Raw genomic sequence first — 12,719 nt, 5'->3', positions numbered from 1 at the left:
TCAAGGATGTCCAAATAGCCGTGCTCACCAGTTCACGAGGAGTTCGTCGACGCCGTAATTGGGTGTCCAGGTGCGGAAGCGGATTTCCTCGGCCGGGACCGCGACGGACAGCTTGGGGAACCGGCGAAGCAGGGCAGATATCGCGATGCGCAGCTCCACACGGGCCAGCACCGCGCCGATGCAGTGGTGCACGCCGTGGCCGAAGGACAGGTGTCCGGAGTTGTCGCGGGTGATGTCGAGCGTGTCCTGCGGCGTCCCGTTCATCGGATTGCGGCTCACTCCGAGCAGGGAGCAGATCACGGACTCGCCCGCCCTGATCAGGTGTCCGCCGACGGTCACGTCCACCAGGGCGGTGCGGGGCGTGGCGTTCTGCACCGACGAGACGTAGCGGATGAGTTCCTCCACCGCCGAGTCGAGCAGGTCGGGCCGCTCCTGGAACAGGGCGAGCTGGTCGGGGTGGTCGAGGAGAACCAGCGGGCCGAGCCCCAGCATGCCGCCGATGTCCTCCAGGCCGGAGCCCATGATGGCGGCGGCCATGCCCGTCAGCTCTTCGTCGGTGAGGTCCGCGCCGTGCCGTCGGATCAGCATGCCGAGCAGGTCGTCGCCCGGGTCGCGGCGCTTCTGCCGGATGAGCCTGCCCATGTAGGTCATGTACGCGTTCACGGCGGCCCGCTGGCGCTCCCGCTCCTCGCGGCTGGTGTACCGGCCGAAGCCGGTGCCGGTCCTGCTGATGTTCAGGTTGCGGGCGATCTCGGCCGCGTCGTCGCGGGGCACGCCGAGGAGTGCGCAGCCGACCAGGCCGGGGATGGGCCAGGCGAAGTGCCGGACGAGGTCGGCGGGGCGGCCCGCCCCCTCCAGCGCGTCGAGGCAGTGCTCGACGATCTCTTCGATGAAGGGTTCCAGCCTGCGGATCCGCCGCAGGGTGAACTCGGGGGTGAGCATCCTGCGCAGCCGCGTGTGGTCCGGCGGGTCGTACTGGCGCAGGTTGCCGACCTCGATCGGGGGCTTCCCGCCGCCCCTGCCGTCGTCGGGCGGCAGCATGCTGAACCTGTCGTCGCCGAGGATGGCCCGGACCTCGTCGTAGCCGGTCGCGAGCCAGTGACGGCTCGGGGAGCGCCCACCCGTGTCCAGTTCGACGAGTGGGGTGTGCGTGCCGAGTTCGACGAGTTCCGGCACGGGTTCCACCCCGTCCCTACGGGTGTGCGCGGACGTGCTCACTGCCTTCGACATTCAGGGGCCCTTTCGCCCTTTCCGCGCGACGGGGACGACAGAGCACCCCTTTCCGTCCCCGTCCGCGAAATCCGTAGCAATTCACGATTCAATTCACGATTCCTGGAGCGCTGCGATCCGCTGTGCCAGGCATTCCGTTCGCCTCACTCCTTTCCGGTGTCGGCCGCGGACCGGAGCTTGTCCGCGATGACGCCTCCGATCCGTGCCGAAGGCGCGGGCTGCAGCATCGTGTAGTGGCCCGCGGCGATTTCGTGGGACTCGATGTCGCCGGTGATGTAGGGCCGCCAGCTCTCGGCCGAGACCGCTGCCGGGGTGTCCGCGGGCCGGTCCTCGGCCGCGACGAAGAGCAGCAGATCGCCCTCGAAGCGGCGCGGGGTGTGGCGCGGGGTGAGCCGTCCCACGTTGTCGATGACCTGACGCATGTTCGCCCTGAGTCCCTCGTCCATGTCCTGGCCGATGTCTTCGTCGGGCGGCAGCCCCAAGTCACTGGCCCTGGGCGCGGAGGCGTCGTCGTCCTGGCCCGCCTCGGGCTGGACGTTGCTGTACTGGGCGCCGCCGAAGCCCTCCGGGTAGCCGTCGATCACCGCGAGGAGTTGGACCTGTTCGCCCTGTTCCGCCAGGTGGGTGGCGACCGCCTGGGCGATCAGGCCGCCGAGTGACCAGCCGAGCAGGTGGTAGGGGCCTTCGGGCTGGACGGTCTTGATCTGCCGCGCGTAGTCGGCCGCCATCTCCTGCAGGCTCTGCGGCAGCGGCTCCGGTTCGGCGAGTCCGCGGGCCTGCACGCCGTACACGGGACGGTCCTGCGGCAGGTGCCGAAGCAGCGCCGCGTACGCCCAGCTCAGGCCCGTGCCGGTGTGCATGCAGAACAGCGGCGGGAGGCTGCCCTTGGGCCGCAGCGGCAGCAGCATCTCCAGGTCGCCGTGGTCGCCGCCCGCGCGACGCCCGGCCGCGCGGGTTCCGCTCCGCCCCCTGCCGTGCAGGGTGAGCAGACCGTCGGCGGTCCGCCTCGCGCGTTCGCCCGTGCGCAGCATCCGCTCGCCGTCGACGCCGAAGGGGCAGGCGACGAAGCGTTCGCCGGTGAGCCCGGGGGCTTCGGCGTAGCCGCGCGCGAGCGATGAGCCTGCGACGTACAGGTCGCCCGTGCCGCCCGGCGGGACCGGGCGCAGGTAGTCGTCCAGGACGTAGGCGTACGTGTTGGGCACGGGTGTGCCGGTGGGGGCCCGGTCGGGCAGGGTCTCGCCGGGACCGGTCCTGTGGTCGAGCCAGGGTCCCCCGGTCTCGGCCGCGCCGAGGGCGCTGACCAGGGTGGCCCGCGGATGGGCGGCCAGCCAGGCCCGGGTGTCGTCGACGTCCGCGGTTCCCTCGTGGTCGACGACCGTCACCTCGGCGAACGGCGCTTCCCCGGCGGCGCGTTCGATCACCTCGGGCAGCAACTCGCGTGCGGTGACCAGTCGTTGTGCTCCGCCCGGCCCTGCGGCCGGTATCGCGTCCTCCCCGGGTGTGCCGAGCCGGACGCCGCCGCCCGCGCACAGGGCGGAGAGCAGCGGTGTCACCAGGTCGGAGACCGGGGCCCGTACGTCGAGGAACGTCACCCCGTGGTGCGTGGGGGCGGCGTGCTGGTGGTGCACCGCGTGGTCGACGAGCGTCCGGTGCTCGACGACGGCGCCCGTGACGGTGCCGTCGGCACTGTCCGAAGCCGAGGCGCCGAGGACGAGCGCCGCCTGCCGGGGCAGAGGCGCCGCGAGCGGCGAACCCCCTTGCGGCGAGGCGCCGTTGGTGGCGGTGAGCCGAGGGTCGTCGAGCAGCAGGACGGGCACCGTCACGCCGTCGCCGAGGAGCGGGGCCATGGCCGTCGCACAGACGAGGGCGGCGGGCGTGACCTGCCGGAGGCAGGACGCCACGTCCTCCATGGGCCGGTTCGGGTCGGCGATCAGGCAGGCGGCGCCGGACCTGAGCACGCCGAGCAGCGCGACGACGAGGCCCGAGGCGGGCGGCAGGGCGAGGACCACCACGTCCTCGGCGCCGATGCCGTGATCGGCGAGGCGCCGGGCGAGCCGGGCGGACGCGGCGTCCAGCGCGCCGTGGGTGAGCAGCCCCTCGTGGTCCATGACGGCGACGGCGTCGGGGGCCAGCGCCGCCTGTTCGGCGAGCAGCTCGACGACGGTGCCGTCCGGGATCGGCGCCTCCGCGGCGCCGCGGATCTCCAGGGCCTGTCGGCGCTCGGCCTCGTCCAGGAGGATTTCCACCTGGCTCAGCCGCAGTTCGGGGTCGTCCGCCACCTGCTGGAGGACACGGACGAGCCGTCGGGCGAGCGCGGATGCGGTGGAGCGGTCGAACAGTTCGGCGGCGTAGCGGATCGCGCCGTCGACTCCGTCCGGACCGCTGTCGGATCCGTGCCGCTCGGTGAGGCCGACCACGAGGTCGGTCCTGGCGGCCGGGGTGCCCACGGACAGCCGGGTGGTGCGCAGGCCCGGCAGTTCCGGCGACTCCCACATCTCGGCGGAGTCGCTGAGGATCTCGAGGACCACCTGGAACACGGGGTGCCGCTGCTCCACGGGCAGCCCCAGCGCGTCGACGAGCCGCCCGAAGGGGACGTCCGGGTTCTGGACCGCGCGCTGATACGTGTCCCGCGCGCGGTGGAGCAGTTCGCGGTACGTGGGGTCGCCCGAGGCATCCGTACGCAGGACCAGCGGATCGGCGAACGGGCCGACGACGCCGTCCAGGTCGCCTTCCTCGTCCCGGCGCGGCAGCACCGTGCCGAGGCTGAGGTCGGTGCCCGCGCCGAGCCCCGAGAGGAGGAGCGCGAGCGCGGCCTGCACCACCATGAAGAAGGTCGCGCCGTCGGCCTCGGCGATCTCGGTCAGCCGGACGTGCGTGGCACTGTCGAGGACCAGCGGCACCTCGTCGGCGCGGTGGGACGGCAGCGGGGGCCGGGGCCTGTCGGCCGGGAGTTCCTGCTCGGCGTCGGCGTCCGCGAGGGCCTTCTTCCAGTAGGCGAACTGCTCGCCGATGAGGCTGTCGCGGTCCTCCTCGTCCCGGAGCATCTCCTGCTCCCAGAGGGCGTAGTCGGCGAACTGCAGCGGCAGTGGCGCCCGTTCGGGTGCGCGCCCCTCCCTGCGTGCGCCGTACGCGGCCGCCAGGTCACGGAGCAGGACGATCAGCGACGCGTCATCCGTGGCGATGCGGTGCACGACGAGGAGCAGTACGTGTTCGGTCTCCGTGACCGCGAACAGGCGTGCCGTCCACGGCGTCTCACGGGTGAGGTCGAACTCGTGCCCCGCGTGGTCGGCGAGCAGCCGCGGAAGCTCCTGCTCGGTCGCCGTGGTCACGGGGAGGGCGGGGCGGGCTGCTTCGGCGTCGGGCTCCAGGACGCATTGGCGCACGTCGGCGGTGTCGGCTTCGGTGCGAGTGGCGGCTTCGGCGCGGGTGTCCGTGCCGGTGCCCGTGTCAGTGCTGCCGGTTCCCGTGTCCGTACCGACAAAGACCGTGCGCAGGATGTCGTGCCGTGCCGCGACGTCTCCCAGCGCCGCCGCCAGCGCCTCCCGGTCGAGCCTGCCGCCCAGGCGCAGCGCGATCGACACCCGCTGGGCCGCGGAACCGGGGTTGGCCCTGGCGAGCCGCCAGGTGCTCAACTGGCCCGCGGTGACGGGTATTTCGTCGGGATGGTCGACGGGCCGCAGCTCCGGAAGCTCCTTGGACGTCAGCATCCGGGCCACGCCGAGCGGCGTGGACTCGCCGAAGAACCGGCGCATGCTCAGCTCACTGCCGAGCTCCTCGCGGATCCGCGCGGCGAGCCGCATCGCCAGGCCCGAGTCGCCGCCCAGGTCGAAGAAGTTGTTGTCGACGCCCACCCGTTCCAGGCCGAGGACTTCGGCGAACAGCGCGCAAAGGGTCGCTTCGAGCTCGGTCTCCGGCTCACGGCCCGAGATGCGCCCGGCGAAGTCGGGGCGCGGCAGGGCCCCGCGGTCGACCTTGCCGTTGCTCGTCAGCGGCAAGGTCTCCAGGATCACGACGGAGGCGGGCCGCATGTAGTCGGGCAGCGCCTTCGCCAGGTGGTCGTGCACGGACTGGATCTCCAGGTCCTCGGTCTCGGGCACGACGTAACCGACGAGGCGTTTGTCGCCGGGCCGGTCCTCACGGGCGATCACCACGGCCTGCCGCACCTCGGGATGCGCCGCCAACGCCGCCTCGACCTCACCCGGCTCCACCCGGAACCCCCGCACCTTCACCTGCTCATCCGCACGCCCGACGAACAACAACTCCCCGTCGGCCGTCCAGCGAGCCAGGTCACCTGTGCGGTACATCCGCTCGCCGAAGCCGCCACCCGCGAACGGGCACGCCACAAAGCGCTCCGCCGTCAGATCCGGCCGCCCCACATACCCGCGGGCCACGCCGGGCCCGGCAACGTACAGCTCCCCGGTAGCCCCCACCGGAACCGGATGCAGGAAACCGTCCAGGACATACGTCCATACGTTGTCCAGCGGACGCCCGATGGCGGGCGGCCTGTCCTGCGACCTGATGTTCTCGTCGACAGGCCCTGCGGTGGCCATGACCGTGGCTTCGGTGGGGCCGTAGGTGTTCCACACCCGGGCCTGTGTCGTCCAACGGCTCGCGAGGGCGGCGGTCATGAGTTCCGCGCCGAGGACCCAGTTTCCGACTCCGGGCACGGAGGCGGGGTCGAGCATGGTGAGCAGGGAGGGCACGACGCTGGCCGTGGTGACACCGGCCGACTCGATCATGTCAGCCAGCGCGGAGGGCTCCGCCCGCTCGTCCGCGGAAGCGATCGCCAACGTGCCGCCGCCGGAGAGCGTCACGGCCACGTCCAGCACGGCCGCGTCGAAGCTGAACGACGCGAACTGCAGTGCCGTGACGCCCGCGTCCACACCCAGCACCGGTCGCATCGCCGCCGCCAGATTCGCCACGCCGCCATGCGCAACGGCCACTCCCTTGGGGCGGCCCGTCGAGCCGGACGTATAGATCACGTACGCGAGCTGATCCGGGGAAAGCCGTACGCCAAGCGAGGCGTCGGACTCCGCATCGACCGGGGCGTCCCCGTCCAGCAGCACGACCCGCGCACCGCCGACCGCCACCTCCGCCAGACTCTCGCCCACACCCACCACAACCCGCGCACCACTGTCGGCCACCATGAACGACAACCGATCAGCCGGATATTCGGGGTCCAGCGGAACGAACGCGCCGCCCGCCTTCCACACGGCCAACTCCCCCACGACCATGTCGACGCCACGCGGCAGACACAGCCCCACCCGGGACTCAAAGCCAACCCCGGCCCGCACCAACAGCCGCGCCAGCCGATTCGCCCGTACCTCCAACTCCCCGTACGACAAAACCTCCTCACCACACCGCACCGCCACCACATCGGGCGAGCTCTGCGCGTGCGCGGCGAACAGCTCGGGGACCAGGGTGTCCGGGTGGGACACGGCCGTGGCGTTCCACTCCTCAAGGACGCGGGAGCGGTCCGCGGCGTCGGAGAGCTGCAGCCTGCCGACGGGCGCCCCGGGATCCGCGGTCATCTGTCGCAGCGCCCGCAGGAGCCGGTCAAGGAGTGCCTGGGCGGCCTGCTCGTCGAAGGCGTCCGGGCGGTAGGTCAGCCGCATCCGCAGGCCGTTGAGGGGGTCCACCACCAGGCCGAGCGGGTAGTTGATGGACTCGCGCATGCCTGCCTCGGTGAGTTCGACACCGGCAGGCCCCGGCTCGCGGGTGTCCCCGTCGTTCTCCGTGGACGGGTCGGTCCCGGTGGGGAAGCTCTCGAACGCCATGAGGGTGTCGAACGTCGCGCCGCGGCCCGCCACCCGCTGGATGTCGCCCAGGCTCAGGTACTGGTGGTCCATCAGGGCGGACTGGCGGCCCTGGACGTCCGCGAGGACCTCGGCGACGGTCCGTGCGGGGGCGAACTGCACCCGTACCGGGACGGTGTTGATGAACAGGCCGAGCATGTTCTCCATGCCGGGCAGGTCCGCGGGACGACCGGCCACGGAGGCGCCGAACACGACGTCCTGGCGTCCGGCCAGCTGTCCGACGACCAGGGCCCAGGCGGTCTGCACGACGGTGTTCAGGGTGACGCCCTGGGCTCGGGCCAGCTCGCCGAGCCTGCGGTCGAGCGCAGGGCCCGCCACGGCGAAGACCTCGCCGGACGCGGCGTCCGGGTCCGGCGCGGCGACCGCGCCCGGGGCCATGGGCACGACCTGTGTCGCCTCGTCCGCCCCGGCCAGCTCCGCGCGCCAGGCCTCCTGCGCCGCGTCCTTGTCCTGCCGTGCGAGCCAGGAGAGGTAGTCGCGGTAGGGGGTGACCGGGGGCAGTCCGGCCGCGGTGCCGCCGGCTTCGTAGCAGGCCCACAGTTCGCGCCGGAGGACGGGCAACGACCAGCCGTCCAGGACAATGTGATGGAGCGTCACCATCATGCGGTGGCGGTCCTCGCCCGTCTTGGCCAGGAGCACCTTCACCAGCGGCGGTTTCGCCAGGTCGAAGCCCTTGGCGCGGTCCTCCCTGCCGAGCCGCTCGGACTCCTCCCACGCGGCGTCCTCGTCGAGTTCGGAAAGGTCCTCCTCGCGCCACGGCAGCGTCGCCCGGTCCGCGACGACCTGCACGGACTGTCCGGAGCCCGCCACCTGGCGGAATCCCACCCGCAGGCTGGCGTGCCGGTTCAGGAGCGCCTGCCAGGAGGCGCGCAGGCGCGCCGCGTCCAGCGGCCCTTCCAGGCCGACGATCATCTGCTCGACGTACACGTCGGTGCTCTGCCGGTCGAACAGGGCGTGGAAGAGGAGGCCTTCCTGCAGGGGTGACAGCGGCCAGATGTCGACCAGGTCCGGGGCCGCGGTCTCCAGCTTGTCGATCTGCGGCTGGTCGAGGGCGACCAGCGGGAAGTCGGAGGGGGTGTGGCCGCCCGCGGTGGGCTCGTCGACGTGTGCGGCAAGGCCGGTCAGCATGGCGGCCCAGCCGTCGACCAGGGCTCGGGCCGCCGTCTCGTCGAGCAGACGCTGGGGCCAGTCCAGGCTCAGGGTGAGCCGGGGCCCGCCGGGTCCTTCGTGGACGACGCAGGCGAGCTCCAGCGGGTGGGCGACCGGGAACCTGCCGTCCGCGGGGGCGCTCGCCGGGCTCTCGTCGTCGCTCGGCGGCGCGTCGGTGCCTCCGGCCGACGGGCCGAGCGGGATCCGGCCGAGGTAGGTGAAGCCGATCCGGGCGGCGGGGAGGGCGGCGAGTTCCCCGGCGGTCTCGGGGTTGAGGTGGCGCAGCAGGCCGTGGCCGAGGCCGTCGCCGGGTACCGCGCGCACCTGTTCCTTCACGCGCTTGACGGCGAGCCCCGCGTCCGGGCCGCCTTCCCGGAAGTCCTCGAAGTCGGGCCTTCCCGCGTCGAGCCGCACGGGATGGGTGCCGGTGAACCAGCCGACCGTGCGCGAGAGGTCCATGGTCTCGGACAGCGCGACCCGGCCGTGGCCCTCCACGTCCACGAGGAAGCCGCCGTCGGGCGCGCCGCCGTCGCACCACTCGGCGACGGCCGCGGCGAGTCCGGTCAGGAGTACGTCGTCGACGCCCGCGTGGAACGCCTCCGGTACGCCGGTCAGGAGTGCGGTCGTGACGTGGGCGGGGACGGTCACCGATGCCCGCCGCACCGTGTCGGCGAGGTCGAGCGCCGGGTCCGGGGGCAGTGCGGTGAACTGCGGGTCGGGTCCCTGGAGCAGCTGTGTCCACGCGTCGAGCTCCGCCGTCCGTTCCGCGCTCGCCGCCTGTTCGGCGAGGGCGCGGGCCCAGTGCCGGAACGACGTGGGCACCGGCTCCGGTTCGGGTGTGCGGCCCGCCGCCGTCGCGGCGCAGGCCTGCTCCAGGTCGGGCAGCAGGATCCGCCACGACACGGCGTCCATGACGAGGTGGTCGACGACCAGGACGAGCCGCCCCGCGGTGTCGGGGCCGAGGTCGAGCCAGACCACCTGGAGCATGACTCCGGCCCGCGGGTCGAGCCTCGCTACCGCGGCGCGGGTCTCCTCCGCGATGGTCCGCGGCAGGTCCTCGGGGGACGTGCCGGTCGCGTCGAAGCGGCGTACGAACGATCCGGCGGGTACGGTGCCGGGCCCGGACACCACGAGGCGCCGCGCCGGTTCGGTCTCCAGGCGGGCCCGCAGCACGTCGTGGTGGTCGACCACCGCACGCACCGCGTCGGCCAGGGTGTCGGTGCGCAGGCCCGCAGGGGCCTCGACCACGGCGGTCTGGACGACCCGGCCCGCCGCATCGGCGCCGACCCGGTCGAGCAGTTCGTGCATCACCGGTGTGAGCGGCACCTCTCCGGTGCCGGAGTCACCGCCCCCCGCAATGGCGGCCTGCGCGGGGACGGCGACGAGCGCGAGGGCTGCCGGGGTCCGGTACTCGAAGACCTGGCGCGCGGTGATCGCGAGGCCCGCGCGGCGGGCGCCGGACACCAGCATCATCGACGAGATCGAGTCGCCGCCGAGCGCGAAGAACGAGTCCTCGGCGCCCGCCCGTTCGATGCCGAGCACCTCAGCGAACAGGTCGCACAGGGTGGCCTCGACGGGGGTCCGCGGGTCGCGGCCGCCGCGCACGGCCAGCTCGGGGGCGGGCAGCGCGGCGCGGTCGAGCTTTCCGTTGACGGTGAGCGGCAGGGCGTCGAGGACGACGGTCGTCGCCGGGACCATGTATTCGGGGAGCCGCGTGGCGGCGAAGGCGCGGAGGGCTTCGGTGTCGAGGCGGTGCGAGGCTTCGGTGTCGCGCCGCGCCTCCGCGTCCGTCTCACCCTCCGTCGCCGGGACGACGTACGCCACGAGGCGCTTGTCGCCCGGCAGGTCCTCGCGGGCGATCACCGCGGTCTGGCTGACGGACGGGTGCGCAGCCAGGACGGCCTCGATCTCGCCGGGTTCGATGCGGAAGCCGCGCAGCTTCACCTGCTCGTCCGCGCGGCCCGCGAACGACAGCTGTCCCTCCGCGGTCCAGCGGGCCAGGTCTCCGGTGCGGTACATGCGCCCGCCCGCGCCGAACGGGCACGCCACGAACCGCTCCGCCGTCAGATCGGGCCGCCCCACGTAGCCGCGCGCCACGCCGGGCCCCGCGACGTACAGTTCGCCGCTCACGCCCGGCGGCACGGGGCGCAGGAAGCCGTCCAAGACGTAGGTCCGCATGTTGCCGAGCGGGCGCCCGATGGCGGGCGGGGCGTCCACCGGCTTGATGCCCTCGTCGACGCGGCCCACCGTCGCCATGACGGTGGCCTCGGTGGGGCCGTAGGTGTTCCACACCTGGGCCCGCCCGGTCCAGCGGCTCGCGAGGTCGGCGGTCAGCCACTCGCCGCCGAGGACCCAGTTCCGTACGCCCGCGACCGTCTCGGGGTCCAGCGTCCGCAGCACCGACGGCACGACGCTTGCCGCCTCGACGCCGGTCGAGCGGATCATGCCCGCGAGCGCCTCGGGTTCCGTGCGTTCCTCGGCGGAGGCGATGGCGAGGGTGCCACCGGCCGCCAGGGTGACGGCCACGTCCAGGACCGCCCCGTCGAAGCTGAAGGAGGCGAACTGCAGCATCACGACGCCGTCGCGCAGGTCCAGCGCGGGCCTCATCGCATCGGCCAGGTTCAGCACGCCGCGGTGGGCGAGGGCGACGCCCTTGGGGCGGCCCGTCGAGCCCGATGTGTAGATGACGTACGCGAGTTGGTCGCCGCCGACCGCGAGGCCCAGCGGCTCGCCGGACTGCCCCGATATCGTCCGGGCGGTCTCCGGCTCGTCGAGGAGGAGCACGCGGGCGGCGCCCACGGGTACTGCGGCGAGGGTGCCGCCGGTGGCCAGGACGACGTCGGCGCCGCTGTCGGCGATCATGTAGCCCAGCCGGTCGGCCGGGTGGTCGGGGTCGAGGGGGACGAAGGCGCCGCCCGCCTTCCACACCGCGAGCTCCGCCACGATCATGTCGGTGCCGCGCGGCAGGCACAGGCCCACCCGGCGTTCCCGGCCGACGCCGAGTCCGGCGAGATGGCGGGCGAGCCGGTTCGCCCGCTGTTCGAGCTGGCCGTACGTGAGGGTGTTCTCGCCGCAGCGGACGGCGGCCGTGTCCGGTGCCCTGCGGGCCCGTGCCTCGAACGCCTCGACGACCGATCCGGCCGACAGCGGCTGTCCGGTCGCGTTCCAGCGCTCGGTCACCGCGGTCCGCTCCGCCTGTTCCAGTACGTCGATGTCGCCCACGCGGGCCGACGGGTCGGCCGTGACCTGTTCGAGGACGCGCACGAACCGCTGGACGACGGACTCCGCCGCGGCCCGGTCGAACAGGTCGGGCCGGTAGTCCAGCTTGAAGCGCATGCGGTCGCCGCCCGGGACGGCGACGAGGGTGAGCGGATAGTGCGAGGCGTCGCGCGACGCCCCCGCGGGCCTGATCGTCACGGCGTCGGGGCCGGGCTCGGGGCCCATGGGCGGGAGCGGATAGTTCTCGTACAGGACGAGCGTGTCGAAGACCGCGGCGGGCCCGGCGAGCTTCTGCACCTCGGCGAGCCCCACGTGCTGGTGGGCGATCAGCCCCGACTGGGCCTCCTGCAGCCGCGCGAGGAGCTCGGCGACGGGCTGCGCCCCGTCGAGGCGCACGCGCACCGGCAGCGTGTTGATGAACAGGCCGATCATCGACTCCACGCCCGGCAGCTCGGCCGGGCGGCCCGCGACGGTCGCGCCGAACACGACGTCCGTGCGTCCGGCGAGACGGGCGAGCACCAGCGCCCACGCGCCCTGCACCACCGTGTTCACCGTCAGCCCGCGGGTGCGCGCCAACTCGGCCAGCGAGGCCGTCAGTTCGGCCGGGAGCTCGGTGAGGACGTGGTCGGGCAGCACCGGGGCGCGGCCCGGGTCCTTCGGCGCGACGAGCGTCGATCCGTCGGCCCCGGCCAGCTGTTCGCGCCAGGCTTCGCGTGCCGCGTCCTTGTCCTGGCGGCCGAGCCACGCCACGTACTCGCCGTAGGGCGCCACGCGCCCCAGCACGGAGGCGCCGCCGCCCGCCGCGTACACCTGGGAGAGCTCGTTCAGGAGGACCGGCATCGACCAGCCGTCCATGAGGATGTGATGGAACGTCACGACGAGCCGGTGCCGCCGCTCGCCGAGGCGCACGAGCAGGAGCCGCAGCAGCGGTGGGACGGCGAGGTCGAACCGCCGCGAGCGTTCCCGTGCCGCGAGCCGGTCGATCTCGGCGAGCGCCTCGGGCTCCACGAGCCCGCTGACGTCCGCCTCGCCCCAGGGCAGCGTGACCTCACGCGGGATCACCTGGACCATCCGGGCGCCGGTCACCGGGCGGAAGCAGGCGCGCAGCGCCGCGTGCCGGGTCAGCAGGGCCTCCCACGATGCCCGCAGCCGATCCGTGTCCACGGGTCCTGCCACGTCGAGCGTCGACTGCACGGTGTAGACGTCCGGGCCCTGGTCGTCGTAGGAGGCGTGGAAGAGCATCCCCTCCTGCAGCGGCGAGAGGGGCCACACGTCCTCGACGAGGGATCGGGATCGGGTCGTCAT

General features: G+C 73.2%; 2 protein-coding genes. Both read right to left on the bottom strand.

The annotated features are described in order from the left end of the window. Window positions 1-24 precede the first annotated feature (24 nt). The gene (locus ABZV77_RS12525; protein ID WP_356254368.1) at window positions 25-1,230 is read right to left on the bottom strand and encodes a cytochrome P450; all 1,206 of its coding nucleotides are present in this window, start codon (window positions 1,228-1,230) and stop codon (window positions 25-27) included. 143 nt (window positions 1,231-1,373) lie between these two features. Further along, window positions 1,374-12,719, bottom strand: coding sequence for an amino acid adenylation domain-containing protein (locus tag ABZV77_RS12520; RefSeq protein ID WP_356254365.1), 11,346 nt, complete (start codon window positions 12,717-12,719; stop codon window positions 1,374-1,376).

The organism is Streptomyces sp. NPDC004732, from assembly GCF_040609235.1.
Classification (GTDB): Bacteria; Actinomycetota; Actinomycetes; order Streptomycetales; family Streptomycetaceae; genus Streptomyces.
Note: the sequence above shows the minus strand (reverse complement) of the source record. Positions and strands in the feature narration are given on the sequence as shown.